The organism is Burkholderia sp. SRS-W-2-2016 (assembly GCF_001931485.1).
Lineage (GTDB): Bacteria > Pseudomonadota > Gammaproteobacteria > Burkholderiales > Burkholderiaceae > Paraburkholderia.
The window spans coordinates 104,017-131,015 of the sequence record NZ_MSDV01000023.1; the positions used below are offsets into that span (position 1 = coordinate 104,017).

A 26,999-nucleotide genomic window follows, 5' to 3' on the forward strand; every position below is an offset into this window, starting at 1 on the left:
ACGCAACCTACACCCGCGCACTGCCAACCATTCCAGGCATTAACGCACTCCCCCCCGCCCCAGCACCACCCCCCGTCCGATGCAACGCGCTAACCCACTGCGCGACCCGCTCCGGATCCAGCCTCGAACGCCGCCCATCCGCGCACAACGCAGTGCGGAAACCCGCCACGTCCGGCGCCAGCGCACGAATCTGTTCCAGTTGAGCCCAGCCGAGCGCGCCGGCAATTCCCACCATCGCACCGCGCGAACGAGCAAGCCGCAACCAGCGCGCCAACGAGTCGACATCGACATGATCGAACAGCGTATTACCGTCCTTGCCGGCGGTATCGAACATCATCCCGGCGAAGCCGAGCGCGGCGGTATGACTGACCAGTTCGTCGTCCATCCCGCCGTCGCACAACAACACCGGCACCACGGTGGCCGGCAGATTCGCGAGCTGTTCGATGCAGCGCCGCGCACTCGGCCCGCGCGTCACGCCGACCTTCACATAGTCGACTCCCGCATCGCTGACATCGATCACGCGCGCGGCGATCTCATCTATCGCATCGGTGGGCACGTCGCCGATCGTCGCGCTGATCGGCTTGACCGGATAACGCGCGCGCAACTGTCGCGCGATGTCCGCGATCGCGACGCTCGGCAGTCCGCCGAGCGCGCCTTCGTTCGGTTCCTTCAGGTCGATCAGTTCGGCGCCGGCGCGAGCCGCGTCGAATGCTTCCTCAGCCGAGCGGACGCTCGCGAGCAATGCGGTCATCGAAACTCTCCGGAAGAAAAGAAAACTACTCGTGGTGCACGGGAGCGGCAACCTCGCCGCCGGCCGTCGCGAGACTCGCGCGATGGCGCGCGATTGCGCCAAGCAGCCAGTCCCACGCGATGCGTTCGCGCTCGCCGGCGGTTTTATCGATGGCAATCTGCAGATAAGCGACTTCGCGATCGATCTTGTCGGGAGGCAGCATGAAGAGCCGGCTCACCAGAATCGCGCCTTCCACGACCGCCGACTGCGCGCGGTTAAAGCCCGCGAACGGCGCGTGATTTTCGCGGTGCACGTATTTCATCACCAGCACCGGACGCTGCGGGTCCTCGCGAATCTCATCGAGTTCGAGTTCGGCATGCGCGAGCGATTCGGCGAGCCGCACGCTCGCGACGCGGCTCGCGCGCACGGTCGGCCAGTCGGTCGCGCAGTGCGTGACGCAGCCCGCGAATACCCGCACATCGGTCGTGAAATTAAGCACCGCCGCCCGCGACGCGAGGATGTTCTCGAGTGTCGTGGACGGACGGAAAGGGGCAAGGATGATGCGCTCACCCTCGGAGCGCGCGCCCATCGGCGCGATATGAGGACGGCCATCGCACGCTGCCGTGGTAACGATCGTTTCGTGGATCATGGCGGGGAACGCGTGTCCCGACAGCACGGCAAGGCCGGCCGTTCAGCTAGGGTCAAACAGGATCCGTAGAGGGGCCGCGGCGTGCGGCCCGCCTACGGGCTTAACGCGTAGCGACATACATCACGATTTCAAAACCGAGGCGTACGTCGGTGTAGCTCGGAGTGGACCATTGCATACGTGCTTCCTCCATGAGTTGAAACAGCGTTGCGCCGCCGCGCCGGCAAAAGGCCGACATCGACGGCAGGCCGCTACACGCAAGCTCCATGCCCACGTGTGCCAGCCGACCGCGCCCGCGCAGTTGCATCGCATCGGCAGGCAATACAGCACCCGCCGAATTAGGCCGCCGTGAAAAAACACAGGGCTTGCAGTGCGGCCGCCGCCGCGCGGTGTGGCGGAAACGAAGCAAAGTGTGTCATCGGCTCGCCGGCGCAGCCGGTTGCGTCGTCACGCATTGCTCGCATCGCTCACCGGCACATTCTGCTCCGATTTCATTCGCAAGTGCCGAAAAAGCGCATCACGATGTGCAAGCGATAACCGATCGGTTAAGTCTGCCAAATAAAATCGTGAATTCCGCTTCGTGACGTCCGTGCCTACAGTGCAACTCAAGCGCTTCGTTCTTCCGGCAGTGCGCTTGCCACCTTCGAGGACACGTCATGAACGATTTCAGTCAACCGGTGATCCAGCCGGAACACAAGCAGCGTGATGCGGGCAATCCGCGCGAGCGGTATGCGGCGGGTGTGATGAAGTACCGCGAGATGGGTTACTGGCAACCGGACTACGAGCCGAAGGAAACCGACGTGATTGCGCTGTTCCGGATCACGCCGCAACCCGGCGTCGAGCCCGAGGAAGCGGCGGCCGCGGTGGCCGGCGAATCGTCGACCGCGACGTGGACCGTGGTGTGGACCGATCGCCTGACCGCTTGCGACATGTACCGCGCGAAAGCGTATCGGGTCGAACCGGTGCCGGTGTCGAACGCCGGCGAACCGCAGTACTTCGCGTATATCGCTTACGAGCTCGATCTGTTCGAAGAGGGATCGGTCGCGAACCTGACCGCGTCGATCATCGGCAACGTGTTCGGCTTCAAACCGCTGAAAGCGTTGCGGCTCGAAGACATGCGCATTCCGATTGCCTATCTGAAGACCTTCCAGGGCCCGCCGACCGGCATCGTGGTCGAGCGCGAACGGCTCGACAAGTATGGCCGGCCGCTGCTCGGCGCGACCGTCAAGCCGAAGCTCGGTCTGTCGGGCAAGAACTATGGACGGGTGGTGTACGAAGGTCTGCGCGGCGGGCTCGATTTTCTTAAGGATGACGAAAACATCAACTCGCAGGCGTTCATGCACTGGCGCGACCGCTTCCTGTTCGCGATGGACGCGGTGAGCCGCGCGCAGGCTGAAACGGGCGAGGTCAAAGGCCACTACATGAACGTGACGGCCGCGACGATGGAAGACATGTACGAGCGCGCCGAATTCGCGAAGGAACTGGGCTCGTGCATCGTGATGATCGACCTCGTGATCGGTTGGACCGCGATCCAGTCGATGTCGCGCTGGGCCCGCAAGAACGACATGATCCTGCATCTGCATCGCGCCGGTCACGGCACCTACACACGTCAACGCAATCACGGCATCTCGTTTCGCGTGATCGCCAAATGGCTGCGGATGGCGGGCGTCGATCATGCGCATGCGGGCACCGCGGTCGGCAAGCTCGAAGGCGATCCGTTGTCGGTGCAGGGCTACTACAACGTGTGCCGCGACGCGCGCAACGAGGTCGATCTGTCGCGCGGTCTGTTCTTCGATCAGCCGTGGGCCGGCTTGCGCAAGGTGATGCCGGTGGCCTCGGGCGGGATTCACGCGGGGCAGATGCATCAGTTGCTCGATCTGTTCGGCGACGACGCGATCCTGCAGTTCGGCGGCGGCACGATCGGCCATCCGGGCGGCATTCAGGCGGGGGCGACCGCGAACCGCGTCGCGCTCGAAGCGATGGTGAAGGCGCGCAACGAGGGCCGCGACATCGCGAACGAGGGGCCCGACGTGCTCGAAGCCGCCGCGCGCTGGTGCACGCCGCTGAAGCAGGCGCTCGATACGTGGCGCGACGTGACGTTCAATTACGCGTCGACCGACACGCCCGATTTCGCGACCACGCCGACAGCGGCCTAAGCGCCATTTAAGCGCGGCCTGATCGCCGAGAACGTCACCAACCGCCGCAATACCCGCAACGAGCGAATCCGCCAAGCGGTGCGCCGCACCGCGCGAGGAACTGTTGACGCCGTTATTACCGCGACATTCATCAACGAGGTTAGTCATGCGAATTACACAGGGAACGTTCTCCTTTCTGCCCGAGCTGACCGACGAGGAAATCAGCCTGCAGATCGACTACGCGTTGCGCCAGGGCTGGGCCTGTTCGGTCGAATTCACCGACGACCCGCATCCGCGCAACACCTACTGGGAAATGTGGGGACTGCCGATGTTCGACCTGCGCGACCCGGCCGGCGTGATGCAGGAGGTCAAGGCCTGCCGCGAAGCGCGCCCGGGTCACTACATCAAGGTCAATGCGTTCGATTCGGTGCGCACCTTCGAGACGATGCGGCTGTCGTTCATCGTGCACCGGCCGGAGGTGGAACCGGGCTTCCGGCTCGAACGCCAGGACGCGCCGGGCCGCACGCAGCGCTACAGCATCGCCGGCTATGCGGTCGACCGGCCGGCGGGCGAGCGCTACGGGTCCGCCAATTAAGCGTCGCCAACCGGGCGTCGCCACGAAGCCGCTATCAGGCGATTCGCGCCGCGCCGCGCGAGCTGTGGCCGCGCGGCGCGCCCGAATCGCAAGGAGGAACAATGACAGTCGATGCCGCCATCGTGGACGCGCTGCCGCCGTCCGCCACGCAAGCCCCGGGCGCCACTGAACCCGCGTCGCAGGTCGATCTCGCCGCGCTGTATCGCGACTCCGGGATCGGCGACGTGCTCGGCGAACTCGATCGCGATCTGGTCGGGCTCGCGCCGGTGAAGACCCGCATTCGCGAAGTCGCCGCGCATTTACTGGTGGAACGCGCGCGCGCATCGCTCGGCCTCGCCGGCGGCGCGCCGACCCTGCATATGTGCTTCTCCGGCAACCCCGGCACCGGCAAGACCACGGTCGCGCTGCGCATGGCCGAGGTGCTGCACCGGCTCGGCTATATCCGTCGCAATCATCTGGTGTCGGTCACGCGCGACGACCTGGTCGGCCAGTACATCGGCCACACCGCGCCGAAAACCCGCGATGTACTGAAGCGCGCGATGGGCGGCGTGCTGTTCATCGACGAAGCGTATTACCTGTATCGCCCGGAAAACGAGCGCGACTACGGCCAGGAAGCAATTGAAATCCTGTTGCAGACGATGGAGAACCAGCGCAGCGATCTGGTGGTGATCCTCGCCGGCTACGCGTCGCGGATGGAAGTGTTCTTCGAGAGCAATCCGGGCTTCCGCTCGCGCATCGCGCATCACATCACGTTTCCCGATTATCAGGAAACCGAACTGCTGGAAATCGCCGAACGCATGCTCGGCACCATGCATTACCGCTTCGATGCCGCGTCGCGCCGCGCGTTCGCCGACTATCTGGCGCGCCGCATCCGTCAGCCGAATTTCGCCAATGCGCGCTCGGTGCGCAATGCGCTCGACCGCGCGCGGCTGCGCCAGGCGAACCGGCTGTTCGCGGGCGCGCTGCATGGCGGCAAGCCGATCGACGCGGCGACGCTGACGCTGATCGACGCGACCGACGTGCGCGCGAGCCGCGTATTCGACGAAGCGTTGAGCGCCACCGAACATCCGCCCGCGGCGCCGCCGGGCTGACTCGCCGCGGCGAGTGAAGACGTCAAGACCTATTCCACGGAGATCGCCATGCAAGACGGACGCACGACACTTTCGAAATTCCTGATCGACACCCTCGACCGCCAGCCGTGCGCGGCGAACTCGCAGGAAACGGCGGGACTCTCCGCGCTGCTGATCGACGTCGCGGCCGCGATCAAGTCGATCTCGGCGATGCTGACCAAGGGCGCGCTCGGCGGCAATTACGGCTCCGCGCAAACCGTCAACACGCACGGCGAGGAACAGAAGAAGCTCGACGTCGCGACCAACGAGGTCTTTTTGCAGCAATGCGAATGGGACGGGCTGCTGGCGGCGATGGTGTCGGAGGAAATGGAACAGGTCTACGCGATTCCGGACGGCTATCCGCGCGGCGACTATCTGCTCGCGTTCGACCCGCTCGACGGTTCGTCGAATATCGACATCAACGGGGTGGTCGGCTCGATTTTCTCGGTGCTGCGGGTGCGCGATCCCATCGACGAAGCCGGCAGCGAAGCGGCCTTTCTGCGTCCAGGCTGCGAGCAGGTCGCGGCCGGCTACGCGGTCTACGGACCGTCGACGATGCTGGTGCTGTCGGTCGGCAACGGCACCCATGGTTTCACGCTCGAGCGCGAGATCGGCAACTTCGTGCTGACCCATTCGAACATCCGGATTCCTGAGGAAACCAGCGAGTTCGCGATCAATGCGTCGAACGAGCGCTTCTGGGAGCCGCCGGTGCGGCGCTACGTGCAGGAATGCAAGGACGGCCGCAGCGGTTGTCGCGGGCGCGACTTCAATACGCGCTGGATCGCGTCGATGGTCGCGGAAGTGCACCGGATCCTGATGCGCGGCGGCGTGTTCATGTATCCGCGCGACTCGAAAACCCCGGCGATGGAAGGGCGCCTGCGGCTGCTGTACGAAGCGAATCCGATGAGCTTCCTGATCGAACAGGCGGGCGGTCTGTCGAGCACCGGGCGCGAGCGGATTCTCGACGTGCAGCCGCAGAGCCTGCATGGCCGGGTGCCGGTGATTCTCGGCTCGAAGAACGAGGTCGAGCGGATCGCGCGCTATCACGGCGAATACGACCGCGGCGAGGACAAGCCGTTCAGCTCGCCGCTGTTCGGCACGCGCTCGCTGTTCCTGCCGGATTTCTCGGTCTGAGCCGTGGCGGACTACGCATAACAAGCCGCTGCGGGCCGCGAGTGCGCGCACTACGCGCCACGGCAGCGCACAGAACACAAGTCATCCGGAGACAAACGCATGTCAGTCAAACACCCGATCATCGCGGTGACCGGCTCGAGCGGCGCGGGCACCACCACCGTCATGAAGAGCTTCATGCACATCTTCAGGCGCGAGCACATCAATGCGCAGATCGTCGAGGGCGACGCGTTTCATCGCTACGACCGGCTCGGCATGCGCGCGGCGATGAAGGAGCGCGAGCGCGACGGCGTGCCGAACTTCAGCCACTTCGGCCCCGAGGCGAATCTGCTCGAAGAGCTGGAGACGCTGTTTACCCGCTACGGCGAGAACGGCACCGGCCAGTTGCGCCACTACGTGCACGACGCGGCCGAGGCGCAGTTCTACAAGCAGGACGGCGGCACCTTCACGCCGTGGGAGGACGTCGCGGCCGACACCGACCTGATGTTCTACGAAGGCCTGCACGGCGCGGCGGTCACCGACAAGGTCGATATCGCGCGGCATACCGATCTGCTGATCGGCGTGGTGCCGATCATCAACCTCGAATGGATCCAGAAGCTGCATCGCGACCAGACGATGCGCGGCTATACGCACGAAGCGGTGCTCGACACGATCCTGCGGCGCATGCCCGACTACGTGAACTACATCTGTCCGCAGTTCTCGCGCACTCATGTGAATTTCCAGCGCGTGCCGACCGTGGACACGTCGAACCCGTTCACCGCGCGCGAGATTCCGGCGCCCGACGAGAGCTTCGTGGTGATCCGCTTCGCGCGGCCGAAAGGAATCGACTTCCAGTATCTGCTGACGATGCTGCACGACTCGTTCATGTCGCGCCCGAATGTGATCGTGGTGCCGGGCGGCAAGATGGGGCTCGCGATGCAGCTGATTTTCACGCCGATGATTCTGCAATTGATCGACCGCCGCTCGCGCGCCTGAGGGGGCCCGGACGGATCAGGAAGGATCAGGACGGACCGCGCGGTCCATTTCGCAAGGAGAATTCCGATGAGTGCAGTCGCGCAACCGCTTGCCGCTCCCGCCACCCGTCAGATGGCCGACGCGCTGCGCATGCTCGCGATCGACGCGGTCGAAGCGGCGAAGTCCGGACATCCCGGCATGCCGCTCGGCATGGCCGACATCGCGGTCGCGTTGTGGGACCGGCATCTGAAGCACAACCCGCGCAACCCGGCGTGGCCCGACCGGGACCGCTTCATTCTGTCGAACGGTCACGGTTCGATGCTGTTGTACGGACTGCTGCATTTGACCGGCTACGACCTGCCGATCGACGAGCTGAAGCGCTTTCGCCAGTTGCACAGCAAAACGCCTGGGCATCCTGAAGTTGGCGTGACGCCCGGCGTCGAGACGACCACCGGGCCGCTCGGCCAGGGGCTCGCGAACGGCGTCGGGATGGCGCTCGCCGAGGCGCTGCTCGCGCGCGAATTCAACCGGCCGGGGCACCGGATCGTCGATCACCGCACCTATGTGTTCGCCGGCGACGGCTGTCTGATGGAAGGGATCTCGCACGAAGCGGCGTCGCTCGCGGGCACGCTGAAGCTCGACAAGCTGACGGTGCTGTACGACGACAACGGCATTTCGATCGACGGCCACGTGTCGCAGTGGTTCGCCGACGACACGCCGTCGCGTTTCGCCGCGTACGGCTGGCACGTGGTGCGCGACGTGGACGGCCACGATATCGACGCGGTCGATCGCGCGTTGCACGCGGCGCGCGCGGTCGGCCGGCCGACGCTGATCTGCTGCCGCACGGTGATCGGCCAGGGCGCGCCGTCGAAGGCCGGCACTCAAGACGTGCACGGCGCGCCGCTCGGCGCGGACGAGATCGCCCGCACGCGGGTCGCGCTGAACTGGCCGTACCCGCCGTTCGAGATTCCGGACGAGGTGCGCGAGAACTTCGATGCGAGCGCGCGCGGCGCGGCCGCCGAAGCCGATTGGCGCGAGCAGTTTGACGCATATCGCAAGCGCTATCCGGCGGAAGCGGCCGAGTTCGAGCGGCGCGTGCAGGGCAAGCTGCCGGCGCTGTGGCACGACGCGGTGCGCGCGCTGCTGCGCGACACCAACGCCGCCGCCGAAACACTGGCCACGCGCAAGGCATCGCAAAAGGCGATTGCGGCGCTCGCGCGCAGCCTGCCGGAAATGCTCGGCGGCTCGGCCGATCTGACCGGCTCGAATCTGACCGACTGGCCCGGCGCGATCGACGTGCGCGCCGACGGCCACGACGGCAACGGCAGCGAAGGCGGCAGCGGTAGTGGCAGCGGTAGTGGCCATGCCGGCAACCTAGCCGACGGCCCGCGCACCGCCAGCCACGCCAGCCACGCCAGCAGCCTGCGCGCCGGCAACTACATCCACTACGGCGTGCGTGAATTCGGCATGAGCGCGATGTTGAACGGGATCGCGCTGCATCGCGGCTACCTGCCGTTCGGCGGCACCTTCCTGACCTTCTCCGACTATTCGCGCAACGCGCTGCGGATGGCCGCGTTGATGAAGACCCGTTCGATCTTCGTGTTCACGCACGACTCGATCGGCCTCGGCGAAGACGGCCCGACTCACCAGGCGGTCGAACATGCGGCGAGTCTGCGGCTGATTCCGGGCCTCGACGTCTGGCGCCCATGCGACACCGTCGAGACCGCGCAGGCATGGGTCAGCGCGGTCGAACGCGACGGGCCGACGTGTTTGCTGCTGAGCCGGCAGAACCTGCCGTTCGTCACGCGCTCGGCCGAACAGCTCGGCGCGATCGCGCGCGGCGGCTACGTGTTGCGCGACTGGCCGGCCACGCCGCAAGCAACCCGCGTCGTGCTGATCGCGACCGGCTCCGAAGTCGCGCTCGCGGTCGACGCAATCGAACCACTCGCGGCCGCCGGCATCGCCGCGCGCGTCGTGTCGATGCCGTCGACCAGCGCGTTCGACCACCAGCCGCGCGAGTGGCGCGATGCGGTGCTGCCGCCGGGCGTGCCGCGTGTCGCAATCGAAGCGGGCGTCAGCGCGTTCTGGCGGCAATACGTCGGACTCGAAGGCGGCGTGGTCGGCATCGACACGTTCGGCGAATCCGCGCCGGCCGCCGCGCTGTTCGCGCATTTCAACCTGAACACGCAGACGCTGGTCGACACGGCCCGCCGCGTCGCGCAACCCGCGCGCTGAACCTACTCAGGGCGGCGCCCGAACCGAATCCAATCACGAGCTAAACGAGGAGCACGCAATGGCCTTCATCACCCTGCGCCAACTACTGGATCACGCGGCCGAACACGACTACGGCGTGCCCGCATTCAACGTCAACAACATGGAGCAGATTCACGCGATCATGCAGGCCGCCGAGGCGACCGCGAGCCCGGTGATCCTGCAGGCGTCGGCGGGCGCGCGCAAGTACGCGGGCGAGCCGTATCTGCGGCACCTGGTGCTCGCCGCGCTCGAAGCGCATCCGGACATTCCGCTGGTGCTGCATCAGGATCACGGCGCGAGCCCGGCGGTCTGTCAGCAGGCGATCCGCTCCGGCTTCACGTCGGTGATGATGGACGGCTCGCTGCTGCCCGATCAGAAAACCCCGGCCGCATACGACTACAACGTCGACGTGAGCCGGCGCGTGGTGGATGCCGCGCACGCGGTCGGCGTGTCGGTGGAGGGCGAGCTAGGCTGTCTCGGCTCGCTCGAAACCGGCACCGCCGGCGAAGAGGACGGCGTCGGCGCGGCGGGAACGCTGTCGCTCGAACACCTGCTGACCGACCCGGACGAAGCGGCGCAGTTCGTCGAAGCGACCGGCGTCGATGCTTTGGCGATCGCGATCGGCACCTCGCACGGCGCGTATAAATTCAGCCGCGAGCCGACCGGCGACATTCTCGCGATCGACCGCATCGCCGATATTCACGCGCGGATTCCGAACACACATCTGGTGATGCACGGTTCGTCGTCGGTGCCGCAGGAATGGCTCGCGGTGATCCGCGAATACGGCGGCGAGATTCCGACCACCTACGGCGTGCCGGTCGAGGAAATTCGCCGCGGCATCGCGCACGGCGTGCGCAAGGTCAATATCGACACCGACATCCGTCTCGCGATGAGCGGCGCGATGCGCAAGTCGCTCGCCAACGCGCGTTCCGAATTCGATCCGCGCGCCGCGTTGAAGGCCGCGACCGCGGCGGCCAGCGCGATCTGCGTCGAGCGTTTCGAGGCGTTCGGCTGCGCGGGGCAGGCGGCTCGCATCAAACCGCTGCCGCTCGAGACGATGGCGCGCCGCTATCACTAGCGGCCGCGAACCGGAAATGGTTCGGGAGCCTGAATAATTAGCTCACTTGCACGGAGAACGCGATGCGCGAATTCCTGATTGCTCCGTCGCTGCTGTCGGCGGATTTTGCGCGGCTCGCCGACGAGATTCGCGACGTGACCGCGGCCGGCGCGGACTGGATCCATCTCGACGTGATGGACAACCACTATGTGCCGAACCTGACGTTCGGGCCGCTGGTGTGCTCGGCGATCCGCCCGTACAGCGCGTTGCCGTTCGACGTGCATCTGATGACCGCGCCGGTCGATCCGCTGGTGTCGGCGTTCGCGGAGGCCGGCGCGAACCTGATCAGCTTTCATCCGGAGGCGACCCAGCACGTGCACCGGACCATCGAGCTGATCCGTTCGCACGACGCGCGCGTCGGGCTCGCATTGAATCCGGCGACCCCGCTCGCCGCGCTCGATCACGTACTGGACATGCTCGACGTCGTGCTGGTGATGTCGGTCAATCCCGGCTTCGGCGGTCAGGCGTTCATCCCGCACACGCTCGACAAACTGCGGCGTCTGCGCGTGCGGGTCGACGCAACGATGCAGCGCACCGGGCGGCCGTTGCAGATCGAAGTGGACGGCGGCGTGAAGGCGTCGAATATCGCGGCGATCGCGGAGGCGGGCGCCGATGTGTTCGTCGCCGGCTCGGCGGTGTTCGGCGCGAGCGACCGCGCTCGGGCGATTAGCGGGATGCGCGACGAGCTGGCGAGCGTGCACGACCCGCTGAGTCTCGCGGCGTCGAAATGAGGCGGGCGTTTCGGTTCCCTGCGCGTCTCAACGCTTTTTCATCGTCTCGCCCGGCGCGCACCACGCGAGCAGATCCTGTTCGGGCCGCTCGAGCGCACAGCCCCAGTCGAGCGGCTGATCCTGATCGAAGCGCTTGCCCAGGCGCCACGCGATCTCCGCGCGCGCGAGCTGCACGCCCATATAGAACGCGTGGCCGCCGTCGTGTTCCAGATTCAGCTGCGGGTACAGCACGAACGGATCGTCGCCGCGCCGGTGGCCGTCGCGGTTGTACACGTGGATGCCGTCGCTGCTGACCTGCACGCGGAAATTCGGATCGCGCACGCCGCGCGCGAGTTCGTCGATCTCGTCGGCGCTATACGGAAACGGCCGCTTCGCGTGCACTTGCGCGAGGTCCGGGCTGATTCCCTTGGGCAGCACCTGCGCGTCGCGCGCCGCATGCATCACGCGCCGCGCGACATCGGCTTCGCGCAGCGCGCGGCGCGCGTGCAGACTCACCGAGGTGGTCAGCACCGCGCCGATCCGCAGCTCGGCGGCCATCCCAAGGAGTACTGCGTTAATGCCGCTGGTGTCGGCCTCGGTCAGCTCGGTCACGTTGCCGATGCCCATCATGATCGCGATGTCCGGATAGCGTTCGCGCAGCCGCACATAACGCGCAATCGACGTCGCCAGCCCGAACGGAATCGGATCGAGAATCGGATCGGCGAGAAACGCGCGGCCGCGCGCGGACAGCGCGTCGATCGCCGCGTCGAGCGAGGCCGGGTCGCCCGGTTCGCGCGCCACGAGGATCGGCGTGGCCGGCACTTCGTCGGCGATCCAGAGCGTGTCGAGGTTCAGGCTCATCAGATAGTCGGCGCCCGCGCGGCCGCCGCGCAGCAACTCGTCGGTGCGCATCGAATCGACGCTGACCCGGTAGCCTTCGCTTTTGAGGCGCCGCACCGCGTCTTCCAGATGCGCAAACGGCGTATCCGGCAGACAGCCGATATCGATCACGTCCGCGCCTTGCGCTTTATATTCGCGCGCGCGTGCGGAAATGCCGTCGAGATCGAGCCGCGGCGCATCGACGATCTCCGCGAAGATCTCGGTGTCGTAGCGGCTCAGGTCGAACGGCTTGGCCTTGTGGCCGAAAAACTGCGGCAGGTCTTTCACCTCTTCGGGCCCGCGCTCGAACGGCACGCCGTAATGCGCGCTCAGCGCATCGAGGTCGCCCCGGCAGCGGCCCGGCACGATCACCCGTTGCGCGGCGAGCGGCGCGGCCAGCCGGCGCTGGATCAGATCGGCGGTCATCAACGCGGCGACCTGTACGCCGATTTCGCGCACCTCCCAACTGAACGGCGCCGGCGCCATGCCGTCGAGCACGCGCCGCAGGCTCGGTTCGGCGAGCCGGCCGGTCAGGAAGAGGAGGTGGTCCATGCGAGATCGAGAGTCGCGAGGCGTTGGGCGAGCGCTGCTTCGAGTTCGTCGAGCGAGCGCACGAGCGTCGTGTATTCGAAGCGCGCGAGCCGTTCGACGTTCTCCAGTTCGATCCTGCGCGGCCGCAGTTCGACCCATTCGTCCGGGCTATGCGTGACGACGCTCGGTTCGGTATCGCATGCATAGACGATGCCGGGAATGCATTGCTTGCCGGCCTGCGCGTACATATTGGTGGGCAGCGTATCGGAGATGCCGTACGCGCATTTGGCGACCGTGTTGCTGGTCGCGGGCGCGATCACGACCGTGTGATAGATGCCGTGATACAGCATGCCGACCGGCACGCCGCTCGCGCTGTTGTCGCGCAGCACACGGAACTGCTCGCGCAGTTTGTCGAGCGTCCAGCCGTACAGCGGCAGCACTTCCTCGGCGGCGGCCGACAGAAACAGATCGACGCGCGGCAGCCGCCGCGCGAGCGCGATCGATTCTTCGAGCATGTGACCGGAGCCGGTCACGCACCATGCGAAGCGCGCATCGGCCTTGAAGTCGGCGAGGTCGCGCGTGGGATCGCGGCTGGAGTCCTGCCCCGGCGCGCGCGTCATGCGTCGAGATCGAGCGGCATGCCGTCCGGCGACGAGCCTTCGTGCGAGAGCCGGATATGCAGCCTGCGCATCTTGCGATACAGCGTGTTGCGGCTGATGCCGAGCGCTTTAGCGACGTTACTGACGTTCCAGCGATGCTCGTCGAGCAGCGACAGCACGGTCTCGCGCTCGTTCAGCTGGATCGCGTTCAGCGACGAGATATCGGCGTCGTCGCTCAGATGCGGGTCCAGCTCCGCGCTCGCGAGCCGCAACGCGGCCGGCATGTCGAGCGACGGGGCGCGCTGCGTGACTTCGGGCGGCAGGTGCTCGCAGCGGATCGGCAGACCGTCGGACAGCGCGATCGCCATCTGCAAAACGTGGCGCAGCTGACGGATGTTGCCCGGCCACGCGTAGCTCAGCAGCGCGTGTTCGGCTTCCGGGCTCAGCTCGGGCGGATCGTCGGTTTCGTTGGCGAGCAGATGATGGATCAGCGGCAGTTTGTCGACCCGATCGCGCAGCGCCGGCAGATTCAGCTCGACGCCTTTGAGCCGGTAATACAGGTCCTCGCGGAACTGGCCGCTTTGCACCAGTTCGAGCAGATTGCGGTGGCTCGCGCTGATCAGCTGGAAATTGACCTTGACGGTGGTTTCCGCGCCGAGCGGCGTGACCTCGTGTTCCTCGATCACGCGCAGCAGCCGCGCCTGCAACACCAGCGGCATGTCGCCGATTTCGTCGAGGAACAGCGTGCCGCCGTTCGCCTGCACGATCTTGCCGCGCCGGCCTTCGCGCTGCGCGCCGGTGAACGCGCCGGCGCGATAACCGAACAGCTCGCTCTCGATCAGGTTCTCCGGCAGCGACGCGCAATTGACCGGCACGAACGGGCCGTCGGAGTGCGGGCTGATGCTGTGCAGCGCCTGCGCGAACACTTCCTTGCCGGTGCCGGTCTGGCCGCGCAGCACGATAGGAATCTTGCGTTGAATCACCCGCGCGGCGAGCTGGATCTGCGAGGCCATGCGCGGGTCGCCGAATTCCAGGTGGGCGATCTCGTCGAGCTTCGGCGACGTGGGGTGCCGCTCGGCCGCGCTCGAGCTGCTGGCGCGGCTCGCGGGCGTCGTGGTGGACGCATCCGGCAGCAACACCCGCGACGCGCGGCCCGCGCTGTTTTGCGGCGTCTGCGCGACGAGGAAAAAGCGGTTGGTCGCGTTCGCGCTGTACACGGTGACCGGATGGAACGAGCCGCGGATACTGCGCGCGATCATGTCTTCGAGCGACGCGTTGAACGCCTCCTCGATCCGCCGGCCGCGCAACTCGCTGAGCGAGCGGAAGCCGAGCTGGAACAGCGCGCTGCGATTCGCGGCGAGCACGGTGCTGTCGTCGGCGACCGCGAGCTTGCCGCCGTGCAGCGTGCCGACGAATTCCGGGCGGCTGTGGAAGTGGATCATGTTCGCGTGCCGGTAGCGCGCGTCGAGCAGGCGGTTTTCGATCATCTGCCGCGACATCCCGACCAGCACCAGCGAGTGCTGCTGCAGCAGCTTCGAGCGGCTCGTCACGTCGAGCACGCCGGCAATCTCGCCGCTGTCGTCGAAGATCGGCGCGGCCGAGCAGGTCAGCGACGTATAGCGCGGATAGAAATGTTCGTGCTGGCAGACCGCGATGCAGTCGCGCTCCGCGAGACAGGTCCCCATGCCGTTGGTGCCGGCTTCGCGCTCGGTCCATAGCGCGCCGACCCGGAAGCCGTCGCCGGCGACCGCCTCGGCAAACGGCACCGACGACACCTGATGGACGATCACGCCGCCCGAGTCGACCAGCACGACCGCGAGTTCGGGGTCGGCGAGCTGCTGATAAAGCGTCGTCATTTCCAGCTTCGAACACGCGATCAGATCGCCGACCGCCTCGCGCCGCGCGGTCAGTTCGTATTCGGTGAGCACCGGCGGCGGCACGAAGCGGCCCGGATCGAGCCGGAATTCATTGATGCAGCGCGCCCACGATTGGGCGACGGAGTCGCTGGTCGGGCGGGTGGTCAGTTGATGGTTGACGACGTTCAGCACTTCACGGACGTGGGTACTGCTGTCAGCGAGCAACGACATGGGATCTGTCTCCGTTGCGTCATTCCGGAAACGGCGCCTGCTTCGCGCGCCGCGAAATGCCGCTTTATCAAGTCTTGTATTGCCCTCGGCGCTGCACAATCTGGTGTTCGCATGCGCCCTCGCGACCGCCCGGCATTTCAAGCGGGTACTGAAAACAATACGCCCGATGTCAGTTTCGTTCAACTGGAAGTCACCCCATGTTTACCGCAGCGTGCCCGGATTTTGCTTTTCCTGACGAAGCCCCGCGATACCGGGTGCATAGCGTGAGTCTGTCGCGACCTCGACACACAGTGTGCTGCGGCGTGTCACCGCGGATGTCACTGCGGGTGTCACAGTTACCCGTTGGCAGCCGCTGGCGTCGCGCGCTAGTTCGTTATTACCGGATTACCCTGGGTTGGATCGACACGCTGTTTAATTCCCTGGCCGCGCCGCGGCGGAGACCATCATGGATCGTATCGACACCGTTCGCCTTGCCGCTTTCTCGAACCGCGGCGCCGATGCCGGCGCGCCGGCCGAGCGGCTGGACCTCGTCTTCATCGAAAACTTCGTAGGCCATACGGTTATCGGTATCGACAGCAGCGAGTTGCACGTGCCGCAACCGGTGCGCGTGAATCTGACCATCGGCGTGCCGGCGATCCGCGCATGCACGACCGACCGGATCGAGGACACGGTCAACTACGCGGCGGTGCGCGACGCGCTGCTCGCGCTGTTCGAGTCGCACCGGCTGCAACTGCTCGAAGCGCTCGCGGAAACGATTGCGCAGCTGCTGATCGCCGATTTTGGCGCGCACTGGGTGAGGGTGTCGCTCGCGAAGCCGGCGAAGTTCGACGACGTCGCCGCCGTTGGCGTGCAGATCGAGCGGCGCCGCGGCGATGCGTCGGCGGCGCAAGTGGGGCTTGCACGGTATGCGTCGCTGGGCGAGGGGCTGGTGCCGAGCTGACGCGCGCGGCACGACCGGAGGCGGGCGCGCCGCCTTCCGGGCAATGCGTCAACTGCCGTTCATTTCGCGACGGTCGAGGTTTTCTGCGGCCCGAGTCCGCAGGCCTGATATGCGGCGCTCTGCAGCGTGCGGAAACGTTTGGTCTGCGCCTTCGCGTGGTCGACGCGAAATTCCGCGCCGCCTTCGCCGCCGAGCGTCGCGTACTTCGAGAACGTCGATTGATCGACGAAGTCGTCATAGGAAAGCGACGCGGCCATCTTGTCGATCACGCACGAGCACTTGTAGACGTTGGCGAAATCGTGGCCGTTGTCGTCCATGCAACTGAGCACGTACTCGACCCGGCCCTCGGTCGGATAGTTGTAGCCGCCGGCCGGCGCGGCCTTCGGAGGCGCATCGTTTTGCGCGGCGGCGAGCGGCGCGGCCAGCGCGAGACAGGTAAAGGCGAGAAGCGCGCGACATCTGCTGATCATGTGATGCCTCTGCGAGTGCATTGAGTCTGCGTCACGAACCGCCCGGCGGGCGGCTGCGCGAGGAGGCGGGGCCGGCTGGCGGCGCCGCGTCTCCTCAGCCCCGTCCGGGGGCGCTCAGTTCGGCGCGAACGGGTGCGCGACGGTGCTCTTCTTCGACACCACTTCGGCTGCGCTCGGTTCGCCGTTGACCGCGCGCTTGATCGCCTCGCGCGTGGCCTGATAGTTGAACTGCTGGATCTTCTTGTCGTCCTCCGCCTGCCAGTGAATGAACACGCCGACGCACAGGAACAGATCGTCGGCTTCGTCCCGCGGGATCGTGCCGTCTTCGACGCTGTCGGCGACCGCTAGCGCGACCGCGTGCTGCGCCGGACCGAACATCTGCACCGCCTGCTTGGCGCCCTTGATCGTGACCTTGTTGAACAGGATCGTGTTCGGCTTGGTGAGCAGATTGGGGGCGACGACGGCCAGCAGCGATGTAAAGCCATCCTTATTGTTGGTGAGCGCGTTGCAGAACGCGGTTTCCGCAGCGGAACCTCGCGGTCCGATCAGCAAGTCGATGTGCGCGACCTCGTTGCCGTCGCCGACTAGCGACTCGCCGATCATGACGCGGTTGATCTTGGCCATTCTGTTCCTCCGATGAGTAGGTATGGACTTGCTGACGAGGCGCCGCGTGCGCTTGCCTTGCTTGGGGACATCGCGCGGCGGCGCGGGGATGCACGGCGGTACTAACTAACAGGTTCCGTGCCAGTTTCGGTGTGACGCTATCCGTGCTGAATTGCTGCGTGCGACCGGCCGGCGTTTTCGAGCACGCGCGCGACGAACAGCGTGGCCACCGCCAGATCGGCGCTGGTGCCGGGGTTGATCGCGCGGGATTTTAGTTCGACATCCCAGGCGTCGAGCCGCGGATCGGTGGCCGCGCGGCGTGCTTCTTCGAGCGCTGTGGCGCGCCAGCGCGCGTGCTGTTCGCGTGCCGCAAGCGTGACACTCTGCGCCAGCGCCAGCCCGTGCTTGCGCACAATGTGAGAGTCGGGCCAGCCGGCGAGGAACGCGAGAAACACGTTGAGCATCGCGGCTTGCGGCGCGTCGGCCGGCGCTTGCGCGAACGCGGCGAGGCCGGTGTCGAACAGGTCCGCGAAGCCGTTCGCGTATTGCCGCGCGATGCTGTCGCGTTCGGCGGCAAGGTGCATCGCGTCGCGCAGGCCGATGGTCGGCGCCGCGTGGACCGATTGCTCGGGCGCGTCGCCGAGGCCGCCCGGATTGGCGAGCGCGATTGCGCGGTACGCGAGGCGGGCGTCTTCGACGTCGAGCTTTGCCAGCACTTGCGCGACGGCTGTGCGCCATCGCGGAGCGGTGAGGGCAGTAGCGCTCTTGGCGTCCATCGTGCCGATCTGGTCGAGCGCGGCGGCGAGCGGCGCGACCAGCAGCACGATGCCGAGATTGGTATTGCAGCCGGCCGCCGCGCGCGTGCGCGTGACCGCGTCGAGAATCCGCTGGCCGACGCGCGCGCCGGGCGCGAACAGCGCCTCGAGCGATGCGTCGGCGCTGGCGAGGAACTGCGCGGCGTCCATTCCGTGACCGGGGCTTTGCGCGCTGACGTTGCCGGGTTTCGGCGTCGATACGTCGAGCGCGCAGGCTTCGAGGAAAGCCGCGCGGGCGGCGTCGAGTGGAACGGCGGGTGGCTCAAAGGTCACGCGGTGGCTCCGCTGGGTCGGTACTGATGTGCGACGCCAGGGCCGGGGTGGGCCACGGCGCTGACGCATTTCGCTAAGGTTCGGTGTCCGAAACCGCTCACGCGCTGCCGTGCCCGGACAACCCGGCCACCGCCGCCTCGTTGCCCAAAACGCCCGGCTCGTCCGCGTTTCGCACCGCATTGAGCACGGCAGCCAGCTTGCGATCGAGCAGATCGGCAACCAGCGCCGCCGCGATATCGAGCGACGTCACCGACTGCAAACCGCGCCACGCGGCCACGCCGTTCACTTCGAGCACCAAAGGCCGCGCGGGATCGTCAGGATTCGGAATTAAATCGACCCCTGCATAGTCGAGCCCGAGCGCGGCGCTCGCCTGCACGGCGGTCTGCGCGAGCGGCAGCGTCAGTTCGGCGGCCTCGCAGCGCGCGCCCTGCGCGACGTTGTGAATCCAGCCCTTGCCGCCGCTGCGCCGCATCGCGGCGACCGCGTTGCCGCCGATCACCAGCACGCGCCAGTCGAAGCCCGGCGCGTTTCCAGCCCGCTCGGCGGGCACGAAGCGCTGCAAATAAGCGACCTGCCGGTACGGCCGCAGCGACGGCAACGGCGCGAGCGCTCCGCCGCGCGCGCCGAGCCGCTTCAGCCCATGCCCCTGCGAGCCGAACAGCGGCTTGAGCACGACCTGCCGGCCAGCCGCCGCCTCGCGCATCAGTACGCGTTGCGCGAACGCCGCCGATTCGACCGCCCACGTGGCCGGCGTCGGCACGCCCGCGCGATGCAGCAGGAAACTCGTCATCGATTTGTCGACGCTGCGCTCGATCGCGCGCGCGTCGTTATAGACCGGCACGCCCGATTCGCGCAGCGCGTGCAGGATGCCGAGCCGCAGCGTGACCTGCTCCAGACTGCCGCCCGCGATCCCGCGCACGAACACCGCGTCCGGCAGCGCGTGGCCGAAGCCGGGCACCACGAGCCCATGCGGCTGCGTGGTGTCGATCCGGCAATCGGCGAGGTCGACGCAGCGGCCGTCGGCGCCGCGCGCGCGCAGCGCTTTTTTCAGGCGGCCGGTGTGCCAGCCGGTCTCGTCGGTCATGATCGCGACGCGCAGGCCGGGCGGCGTCGCGGCGGCGGGCGTGAGCATCATCGCGCGCCGGCCGGGCCGCCCCACTGGTGATGCAGCAGCGCGCCGTCGAGCTGGCCGCCGTGATAGGTCGCGCCGCTTTCGAGGCTGCTGACCCACACCTCGGCGGGCGCGAACAGCGCCGGATCGATCTGATAGAAGTCGAAATTGAACGACGTGAAAATCTCCGCGAACGGCCGCCCGTAGTCGCGCGAGGTGGCCGACGGCAACTCGTCCGCGAGCCGCCGCGCGACTTCGTCGTGCTGCACGGTCAGATGCACGCGGCCGCCGTACAGGATCGCGTCGTTGGTGCGGCCCATCGCCTGGATGCCGTCCGGCGCGGGCGGCGGCAGCGGCGCCGAGCCGCTCGCTTCGAGCACTTCGTCGAGCGGCACACCGAGCACGTGGACCTTGTGCAGCGCCACTTCGACGACCCGCGCGACCACCTGTACCGTTCCCGCGACAGACTGTGTCGGCGTGACGATCAGCGTCAGTTGCTCAGGCGCGAGGCCGCAGTCGTGCAGCACCTTGTCGATCACGACCTGCGGCGGCAGCCGGTCCACCTCCAGCACCAGCGCGCCGCGCGCGTGGCGGTCGCGATAGCCGAGTTCGGCAAACAGCGGCTCCTTGACCGCGAGCGCGCGCGCCGGCCCGGAGCCGAGCGAGAAAAACTTCTTGCCGCCGGTCTGCTCCTTGGTCGCCGACAGACTCCAGCCCGCGTACTGGCTGCCCAGGCACGCGAGCACCGGCGCCGAGGTGCTGACTTCGAGCATCGTCGGCCACAGCGGCGCGGCGTCGAGGTTCGCGCGCAACGCGACGCGGCCGAGTCCGCCCATGCAGATGCGCGCGATCAGCAGCCCCGCTTCGATACCGCCGCGCGCCTTAACGCCGGCGTCGGCGATCACGGTGCCGGCTTCGGTGCGGGTGAGCGCGACGCCCAGGCGCGCGGCCTGATCCAGCAGGCGCGCGACGAGGCGCTCGCTCAGCGCGTTGACGCTCGGCGGCGCGGCTTCGGCGGCATCGGCGGCGTCAGAGGCGGCGGGTTCAGGAGTGGGTGTGGAGGCAGGCATGGTCGGTTTCTTCTTCGCGGGTTTCGATTCGTTGCAGCACGCGCGCATGCTGTGCGTCGAGTTCGGCGCTCACCGCGGCGAGCGACGCCGCGCGGACCAGCAGCGTGCAGACCGGCTGGCCGGCGTCGACGCGGGTGCCGGGCATCGGCACGTCGCGGCATTGCGGGTCGCGCAGACAGGCGTCGGAGAACGCGTTCGTGACGGTGAACGGCGCGGGCGCGAACAGCACGCGCTGGCCGGCGCGCCCGCGCGGGCGCCGCGCGAGCGCGAGACTCGCGGCCGGCGGCGGGTGGCCGTGGCGGCACGCGTCGAGATGACAGGCGAGCAGGCCGGCCGGCCACGCATCGGGCGACGCGGCTTCGTACAGCGCCAGCGTCGCCGATGGGCGCGCGTTGATTTCGAGCACGTCGAACGTGCTGCCGTCGGACAGGAAATCGCAACTGTTCAGGCCGACGAGGCCGCTGCGCTCGCACAGCGCGTCGAGCGCCTGCTGCACGCGGGCGGCGAGCGCGGCCGATACATCGATCGGGCCGAGCGAGCCGGCATGCACGAAGCGCAGCGTGCCGACCGTGCAGGTCAGTTGCTCGGCGAAGCCCAGCAGATACGCGCGGCCGCGCGCGGCGATAAAGAGTGTGGATAGCGAACGGCCCTGGCCGAGCCGCTGGAAATAGCCTTGCCGGGTGAGCGACGCGAAGTCGAGCAGTTCGGCCGCTCGGATATGGGTGCCGCCGCAGCCGTCGGCGAGCTTGAACAGCCAGCCGGGCGGATCGGCGGGCCAGTCGAACGACACCGCCGGATGCGCGATCCCCAGTTCGTCGAGCAGTCCGAAGAAACGCCGCGGCTCGCGCACCGCGGCCAGCGCCCGCGCGTCGTTGCCGAGCAGGCGCGGCAGGCCCGGTTCGTCGCACAGCTCGCCGATCAGCGGTTCGAGCCCGCTGCCGCCGATCCAGCCGATCAGCCCCGGCAGCCGCGCGACCCGCGCGAGCGCATCGACGAGCCGCGCGCGCTCGATCTCCAGCGCGCCGCTGCCGATGTCGAACCACAGCTCGGCGGCCTCGCGGGTGTCGCGGTCGCCGAACGTGTCGAGCGCGGCGACCCGCAGCCCGGCGCGCGCGGCCGACTGCGCGAGCAGCCGCGCGGACAGCCCGGCCACCGCGACGAACGGCGCACACGAGCGGGAGGTTTTCATCGCCGTGCGCTCAGCCGAGTCCGGCCGCGACCGCGCGGGCCTCGTCGTACGCTTCCCGGAAGCCGAGGTAGACCGGCTTGCCGCCGGTGCGCATGCGCATGAACAGCCGGTGCTCGACCTGATACTTGACGTTGCCGATCGCCAGCGCGCCGATGCCGATCGCGCCGGTGCTCGGCACGCCGTCGATCGGCTTGCCGTCGTTCATCACGTTGACGCCGGCGATTCCTTCGGGCGGCACCGCGTTGACATCGGCGGCGACCAGCAGGCGTTTCGCGACCGCGAGGTCGGCGCTGCCGATTACCTGCACGCCGGCGATCGCGGTGGCCAGCACGATTTCGGCGTCGGCCAGCGCGCCGCGCAGCGCGTCCGGCGTCGCGATGCCGATCCCGTTGACGACGATCCCGAAGCGCTCGTTCAGCTCGCTCGCCGCGCGGCGCGCGCGGGCTTCGTCGTGATGGCTCGCGATCGTCACGTCGGCGCCGCGCGACGCGGCGATCGCCGCCGCGATGCGGCCGACCGCGCCGGTGCCGCCCGGAATCAGCACGCGCTTGCCGCCGAGTTCGACGCCATGCTGCTTGCCCAGATGCCGCTCGACCAGCGCGACCAGCGCGGCGGCGGTCGTGTACGAGCCGCTCGGGTCGGCGAACACCGACACCTCGAACGGCGGCACCATCGCGCGGCGCGCGGTGTCGAGCATGTCGGCGGCCTGCATCACGTCGCGTCCGCCGATAAAGATGCCGGTGCGCGACACGCCTTTCGGGCCGCGCGAAAAGATCGCGTCCTGGGTCAGGTTCGTGACCATGCCGGGGTCGACGTTGCAGTACGGGACGATCACCTGGTAGCCCGCGTCGGCGGCCATGTTCACGTCGAACGGGCTCATCTGCGGGGTGGCCGTGAACATGTGCAGGATGTAGGGCCTTTCAATGGTTTCGGACATGGCTGGGGCTCGATTGAGTGGCAATCCTGAAGATCGCGCCGCCGCCGGCGCGGCGACCGGCCGGCGGGTCGCCGGGGGTTGAGCGGCCGCGCGTCATGCGGCGTCGCTGCGCGGCGCGCGCGCCTCGGCGTTGCGGATCGTCGCGCCGCTGTTGCGGCCGGCGACCACGCAGCATTCGAGATGCGGCAGCGTCTGCGCCGCCGCGCGCGCGGTGGCGAGCGCGCGTTCGGCTTCGCGCTCGCTTGCCAGCACCGCGAAGCCGGTCGGCCCCCACGAGGTCTGGCCGATCCCGGCGGTGCGCTCGGCGGCGACCGCGCGCAGCACCCGCTCGACGTCCGGGCTCGCGAACACGCCGCCTTGCGCGCTCGCGAAGTATTCGCCGATGGTCTGCTGCAACTCGGTGAGGCCGCGCGCGAACGGCGCGAAGTTGTGCTCGGCCGCGCCCGGCAGGATCTGCATCAGCACCAGATGGCACAGATGCGCGGCGAGCCGCTGCGGGAACGGCGCGAGCGAGGCCAGCGCGCGCCGCTCGTCGGCGCCGTGCAGGCCTTCGATGCGGTTGTCGCTGACCAGCAGCACGCGCCACTGCTCGGGAAACGGCTGACGCGCGAGCAGCGGCGGCGCGCTCTGGCGCAGGTCGCCGGGCGGGCCGCCGTCGAGCAGCAGACCGCCGCAATCGAAGCCGAGAATGCCGATTCCGGAACGCGCGCCGCGCCCGAGCAGCGCGGCGATTTCGGCGCTGCTGGCCGGCTGGCCGACGAGCCGCGCGAACGCGGTGCCGACCGCCAGCGCGAGCTGGGTGCCGGAGCCGAGGCCTGTATGCGGGCGCGGCGCATGGACCACGTCGATTGCGAGCGACGCCGGACCGTACGCGGCTTGCAGGCGTTCGAGACACAGCGCGATGCGTTCGCGCTCGGCGTCGCTGAGCGCGCCGTCGATCCGTTCGCGTTCGGCCAGACGCGCGTCGATGCGCGTGCCGTAACCGTCGATCACGAGGCCGAGGCTGCCGAACGCGCGGCCGAGCGACGCGTTCGGGTCGAGAAAGCCCAGATGCAGGCGCGCGGGGGCATCGACCGTGATGGGCCCGCGCTGCTGCAGGCGATGAAGCTGAAGCGGCATCTCGAGTGTCCTTGGGTGGGCTCGGTTTTGGTTCGGGGTCCTGCCGGTGTGCGCGACCGCTCCGGGCGGTCGGCGCGCGGGCGCGGCGGCGTGTGCTGGCGGAGCAACGCGAGGGGCGCGCGGCGGGACGTCCGGCGACTTCAAGCAGAAGCCGTACCAGTGCGCGCGCAAGGGCCGCCGTCGCGGGGCTCGGGCGGAAAGGCGGGGCGGCGCGCGGACGCTATGTGACGCGGAAGGTGCACTGTGTAACGCGCTGTTTCATTGGCGCGGGGGCTTGGGTCAGCCACGCGCCCCGGGCGCGCGAGCCAGTTGCACAACCCGGTCGCGCGACCAAGTTGTGCAACCCATCGCGCTACGCGGATTTCGGCGCGTCGTACTTGATATAGCGGAAGCGCTGATCGTCGGCCGGGGTGCCTTCGAGCGGGCCGCCTTCGAGACCCGGCTGCCAGTGGATCACCGACTCGATCTTGCTGGCGAGCGCGAAGTCCTTGTCGGTGATGCCCTTCGCGCTGTGGGTTTTGAGTTTGACCGTGACGAATGCGTAGGACACCGTCAGATCCGGGTGATGCCACGCGGCTTCCGCCAGATGGCCGACCGCGTTGACCACCATCAGCGTGCCTTTCCAGCCTTCGGTGCGGTACTTGCGGCGCAGCCAGCCGTCTTCCATATACCAGTGCTGCAGCGGACCGACGAGGCGCTGCTGGATTTCGTCGTCGGAATAAACCTGCTCGGTGTTGGCCATGACGTGGACTCCTTAAGGTCGGGCGATCGCGGCCCGCACGCTGCACCGCGACAGGCGGCGCAACCGTGCTGCGGCGCACGATTCGCAAAGGACACGTTTCGTATCGCGAAGTGACACAGTATGTGTCGCCCGCGGTGACGCAACCGGTTCAAGGTTGCCACATCGCGGCCTCTCGCGTGCGCCACACGAACGGCGCAAATCGCCCGCCACGCGACGCGCATCTTGCGTTGCCGCCCGCGCGAGCCCCGCGTGCGCAAGGCTCGCGAGATTCCGGCATGGAACCTGCATTGGCCGTCCATGCGCCGCGAAGCCCGACATCGAATCGGGATAGCGCGTTAATCGTTACCTGTACTCGAGAAGGCGCGAACGATGCGACGAGGTAGCGTGGGTCATTCGTGAGTTGAACGCAGGACAATTCTGGAGGAGACATGAACTTACGCACTGTGGTTCTTGGGCTCGCGATCCTCGCATCCGCAGCCTTTAGTTCGTTCGCTGCGCAGGCCGATTCGCAGCTCGACACTATGATGAAGAACTCATCGAACTGGGCTGCCCAGGCGGGCGACTATGCGAATCACCGCTATAGCCCACTCAAGCAGATCAACGAGAACAACGTCGGCAAGCTACAGGTCGCCTGGACCATGTCGACGGGCGTGCTGCGCGGTCACGAAGGCTCGCCGCTCGTGATCGGCGACACGATGTATATCCATTCGCCGTTTCCGAACAAGGTCATCGCCGTCAGCCTGAAAGATCAGACCTTCCTGTGGCAGTACCAGCCGAAACAGGACGACCAGGTCGTCTCCGTGATGTGTTGCGACACCGTTAATCGCGGTCTCGCATACGGCGACGGCAAGATCTTCCTGCAACAGGCCGACACCAAGCTGGTCGCGCTGAACGCGAAGACCGGCGAGGTGGTGTGGACCGCGCAGAACGGCAATCCGAAAGCGGGTGAAACCAACACCAACGCGCCGCACGTATTCGGCGACAAGGTGCTGACCGGCATTTCGGGCGGCGAGTTCGGCGTGCGCGGCCGGCTGATCGCGTACGACATCAAGACCGGCAAACCGGTCTGGACCGCGTACAGCACCGGCCCGGACAACGAGATGCTGCTCGATCCGCAAAAGACCATGACGTACGCGAACGGCCAGATGGTGCCGGTCGGCGCGGATTCGTCGCTGAAGTCGTGGAAGGGCGATCAGTGGAAGCTCGGCGGCGGCACCACGTGGGGCTGGTATGCGTGGGATCCAAAGCTCAACCTTGTCTACTACGGTACCGGCAATCCGGGCACATGGAACCCGACGCAACGTCCGGGCGACAACAAATGGTCGATGTCGATCTTCGCGCGCGACCTGAATACCGGCACGGCGCGCTGGGTCTACCAGATGACGCCGCACGACGAATGGGACTATGACGGCGTCAACGAAATGATCCTGTCGGACCTGAACATCAACGGCAAGAAAGTGCCGGCGATCGTTCACTTCGACCGTAACGGCTTCGGCTATACGCTCAATCGTGAAACCGGCCAGCTGCTGGTCGCGCAGAAGTACGACCCGGCGGTGAACTGGGCCGATCGCGTCGATCTGCAAAGCGGTCTGCCGGTTCGCAACGCGGCGTATTCGACTCAGGCAGCCGGGTCGGATCACAACGTGAAGGGCATCTGCCCGGCGGCGCTCGGCTCGAAGGACCAGCAACCGGCCGCGTTCGATCCGAACACCAGCATGTTCCTCGTGCCGACCAACCACGTGTGTATGGACTACGAACCGTTCGATGTCGATTACGTGTCCGGCCAGCCGTATGTCGGCGCGACGCTGTCGATGTATCCGGGCCCGAACGAGAACAACGCGATGGGCAACTTCATCGCGTGGGATGCGAGCAAGGGCAAGATCCTGTACTCGAAGCCGGAGAAGTTCTCGGTGTGGTCGGGTGTGCTCGCGACCGGCGGCGGCATCGCGTTCTACGGCACGCTCGAAGGCTACCTGAAGGCGGTTCGGATCAAGGACGGCAAGGAACTGTGGCGCTTCAAGACGCCGTCCGGGATCATCGGCAACGTCTTCACCTATGAGCACGGCGGCAAGCAGTATGTCGGCGTCTACTCGGGTATCGGCGGCTGGGCCGGCATCGGCATGGCCGCGGGTCTCGAGAAGTCGACCGAAGGTCTCGGCGCGGTCGGCGGCTATCGCGAGCTGTCCAAGTACACCGCGCTCGGCGGCACGCTGTTCGTGTTCGCGATTCCTAACGAAAAGAGCTGACGCAAACG

Annotated in this window: 25 protein-coding genes; 10 read left to right on the top strand and 15 right to left on the bottom strand. The window is 67.3% G+C overall.

All coding sequences use genetic code 11. The annotated features are described in order from the left end of the window. Positions 1 to 7 precede the first annotated feature (7 nt). The 3 genes from BTH42_RS11235 to pqqA form a co-directional block, all read right to left on the bottom strand. Positions 8 to 751, bottom strand: coding sequence for a (5-formylfuran-3-yl)methyl phosphate synthase (locus tag BTH42_RS11235; protein ID WP_075299108.1), 744 nt, complete (start codon positions 749 to 751; stop codon positions 8 to 10). Between the two features lie 25 nt (positions 752 to 776). Further along, positions 777 to 1,379 (bottom strand): DUF447 domain-containing protein, encoded by a 603-nt coding sequence (locus BTH42_RS11240; RefSeq protein WP_075299110.1) that lies wholly within the window; start codon positions 1,377 to 1,379, stop codon positions 777 to 779. 100 nt (positions 1,380 to 1,479) lie between these two features. Further along, positions 1,480 to 1,683, bottom strand: a complete 204-nt coding sequence (gene pqqA, locus BTH42_RS36445) for a pyrroloquinoline quinone precursor peptide PqqA (RefSeq protein WP_083654745.1) — start codon at positions 1,681 to 1,683, stop codon at positions 1,480 to 1,482. A 349-nt stretch (positions 1,684 to 2,032) separates the two neighbouring features. Between pqqA and BTH42_RS11250 the strand changes: the two genes are divergently transcribed. From BTH42_RS11250 to rpe, 8 genes are all read left to right on the top strand, one after another. Next, positions 2,033 to 3,532, top strand: a complete 1,500-nt coding sequence (locus BTH42_RS11250) for a ribulose-bisphosphate carboxylase large subunit (protein WP_075299114.1) — start codon at positions 2,033 to 2,035, stop codon at positions 3,530 to 3,532. Positions 3,533 to 3,677: 145 nt separating this feature from the next. Next, positions 3,678 to 4,106, top strand: a complete 429-nt coding sequence (locus BTH42_RS11255; RefSeq protein ID WP_075299116.1) for a ribulose bisphosphate carboxylase small subunit — start codon at positions 3,678 to 3,680, stop codon at positions 4,104 to 4,106. A gap of 101 nt (positions 4,107 to 4,207) precedes the next feature. Next, entirely contained in the window at positions 4,208 to 5,197 is a 990-nt protein-coding gene (gene cbbX / locus BTH42_RS11260; RefSeq protein ID WP_075299118.1) for a CbbX protein, read from the top strand. A 48-nt stretch (positions 5,198 to 5,245) separates the two neighbouring features. After that, positions 5,246 to 6,349, top strand: coding sequence for a class 1 fructose-bisphosphatase (locus BTH42_RS11265; RefSeq protein ID WP_075299120.1), 1,104 nt, complete (start codon positions 5,246 to 5,248; stop codon positions 6,347 to 6,349). 99 nt (positions 6,350 to 6,448) lie between these two features. Beyond that, a complete protein-coding gene (locus BTH42_RS11270; protein WP_075299122.1) occupies positions 6,449 to 7,321 on the top strand; it encodes a phosphoribulokinase in 873 nt (290 codons plus the stop codon). Positions 7,322 to 7,387: 66 nt separating this feature from the next. Next, the gene (locus BTH42_RS11275) at positions 7,388 to 9,535 is read left to right on the top strand and encodes a transketolase (protein WP_075299124.1); all 2,148 of its coding nucleotides are present in this window, start codon (positions 7,388 to 7,390) and stop codon (positions 9,533 to 9,535) included. Positions 9,536 to 9,593: 58 nt separating this feature from the next. Next, positions 9,594 to 10,631 (top strand): class II fructose-bisphosphate aldolase, encoded by a 1,038-nt coding sequence (fba, locus tag BTH42_RS11280; protein WP_075299126.1) that lies wholly within the window; start codon positions 9,594 to 9,596, stop codon positions 10,629 to 10,631. A 62-nt stretch (positions 10,632 to 10,693) separates the two neighbouring features. Beyond that, complete coding sequence (gene rpe, locus BTH42_RS11285; protein ID WP_075299128.1) at positions 10,694 to 11,401, top strand: ribulose-phosphate 3-epimerase; 708 nt, start codon at positions 10,694 to 10,696, stop codon at positions 11,399 to 11,401. 27 nt (positions 11,402 to 11,428) lie between these two features. On the opposite strand, the gene BTH42_RS11290 is transcribed toward rpe, so the two are convergent. From BTH42_RS11290 to BTH42_RS11300, 3 genes are read right to left on the bottom strand one after another with little or no spacing between them, the layout of a single operon-like run. Continuing rightward, positions 11,429 to 12,811, bottom strand: coding sequence for a DUF6513 domain-containing protein (locus BTH42_RS11290; RefSeq protein WP_075299130.1), 1,383 nt, complete (start codon positions 12,809 to 12,811; stop codon positions 11,429 to 11,431). Further along, positions 12,790 to 13,410 carry a flavoprotein gene (locus tag BTH42_RS11295; protein ID WP_075299140.1) on the bottom strand — a complete coding sequence of 207 codons (621 nt, stop codon included), beginning with the start codon at positions 13,408 to 13,410 and terminating at the stop codon, positions 12,790 to 12,792. The genes BTH42_RS11290 and BTH42_RS11295 overlap by 22 nt, the downstream gene beginning before the upstream one ends. Continuing rightward, positions 13,407 to 15,476: a sigma-54-dependent Fis family transcriptional regulator gene (locus BTH42_RS11300; RefSeq protein WP_075299142.1), complete on the bottom strand. Its 2,070-nt coding sequence runs from the start codon at positions 15,474 to 15,476 to the stop codon at positions 13,407 to 13,409. The genes BTH42_RS11295 and BTH42_RS11300 overlap by 4 nt, the downstream gene beginning before the upstream one ends. Positions 15,477 to 15,921: 445 nt before the next feature. On the opposite strand from BTH42_RS11300, the gene BTH42_RS11305 reads away from it, so the two are divergent. Next, positions 15,922 to 16,416 carry a dihydroneopterin aldolase gene (locus BTH42_RS11305; protein ID WP_075299152.1) on the top strand — a complete coding sequence of 165 codons (495 nt, stop codon included), beginning with the start codon at positions 15,922 to 15,924 and terminating at the stop codon, positions 16,414 to 16,416. Positions 16,417 to 16,475: 59 nt separating this feature from the next. On the opposite strand, the gene BTH42_RS11310 is transcribed toward BTH42_RS11305, so the two are convergent. The 9 genes from BTH42_RS11310 to BTH42_RS11350 form a co-directional block, all read right to left on the bottom strand. Further along, positions 16,476 to 16,886, bottom strand: coding sequence for a hypothetical protein (locus BTH42_RS11310; RefSeq protein WP_075299154.1), 411 nt, complete (start codon positions 16,884 to 16,886; stop codon positions 16,476 to 16,478). 114 nt (positions 16,887 to 17,000) lie between these two features. Then, entirely contained in the window at positions 17,001 to 17,510 is a 510-nt protein-coding gene (fae, locus tag BTH42_RS11315; RefSeq protein ID WP_075299156.1) for a formaldehyde-activating enzyme, read from the bottom strand. Positions 17,511 to 17,647: 137 nt separating this feature from the next. After that, positions 17,648 to 18,577, bottom strand: a complete 930-nt coding sequence (locus tag BTH42_RS11320; protein WP_075299158.1) for a triphosphoribosyl-dephospho-CoA synthase — start codon at positions 18,575 to 18,577, stop codon at positions 17,648 to 17,650. A gap of 97 nt (positions 18,578 to 18,674) precedes the next feature. After that, complete coding sequence (locus BTH42_RS11325; RefSeq protein WP_075299455.1) at positions 18,675 to 19,712, bottom strand: RimK family alpha-L-glutamate ligase; 1,038 nt, start codon at positions 19,710 to 19,712, stop codon at positions 18,675 to 18,677. Then, a complete protein-coding gene (gene mch, locus BTH42_RS11330) occupies positions 19,709 to 20,758 on the bottom strand; it encodes a methenyltetrahydromethanopterin cyclohydrolase (protein ID WP_075299160.1) in 1,050 nt (349 codons plus the stop codon). The genes BTH42_RS11325 and mch overlap by 4 nt, the downstream gene beginning before the upstream one ends. Then, positions 20,733 to 21,947, bottom strand: coding sequence for an ATP-grasp domain-containing protein (locus tag BTH42_RS11335; protein ID WP_075299162.1), 1,215 nt, complete (start codon positions 21,945 to 21,947; stop codon positions 20,733 to 20,735). The genes mch and BTH42_RS11335 overlap by 26 nt, the downstream gene beginning before the upstream one ends. Positions 21,948 to 21,957: 10 nt before the next feature. Next, positions 21,958 to 22,884, bottom strand: coding sequence for an NAD(P)-dependent methylenetetrahydromethanopterin dehydrogenase (locus BTH42_RS11340; protein ID WP_075299164.1), 927 nt, complete (start codon positions 22,882 to 22,884; stop codon positions 21,958 to 21,960). A 93-nt stretch (positions 22,885 to 22,977) separates the two neighbouring features. Next, positions 22,978 to 24,003 (bottom strand): beta-ribofuranosylaminobenzene 5'-phosphate synthase family protein, encoded by a 1,026-nt coding sequence (locus BTH42_RS11345; protein ID WP_075299166.1) that lies wholly within the window; start codon positions 24,001 to 24,003, stop codon positions 22,978 to 22,980. A gap of 352 nt (positions 24,004 to 24,355) precedes the next feature. Continuing rightward, positions 24,356 to 24,745, bottom strand: coding sequence for a 4a-hydroxytetrahydrobiopterin dehydratase (locus tag BTH42_RS11350; RefSeq protein ID WP_075299168.1), 390 nt, complete (start codon positions 24,743 to 24,745; stop codon positions 24,356 to 24,358). Positions 24,746 to 25,173: 428 nt separating this feature from the next. Here BTH42_RS11350 and BTH42_RS11355 point away from each other — a divergent pair, with 428 nt between their 5' ends. Further along, a complete protein-coding gene (locus tag BTH42_RS11355) occupies positions 25,174 to 26,991 on the top strand; it encodes a methanol/ethanol family PQQ-dependent dehydrogenase (RefSeq protein WP_075299170.1) in 1,818 nt (605 codons plus the stop codon). The last annotated feature ends 8 nt before the right edge of the window (positions 26,992 to 26,999 follow it).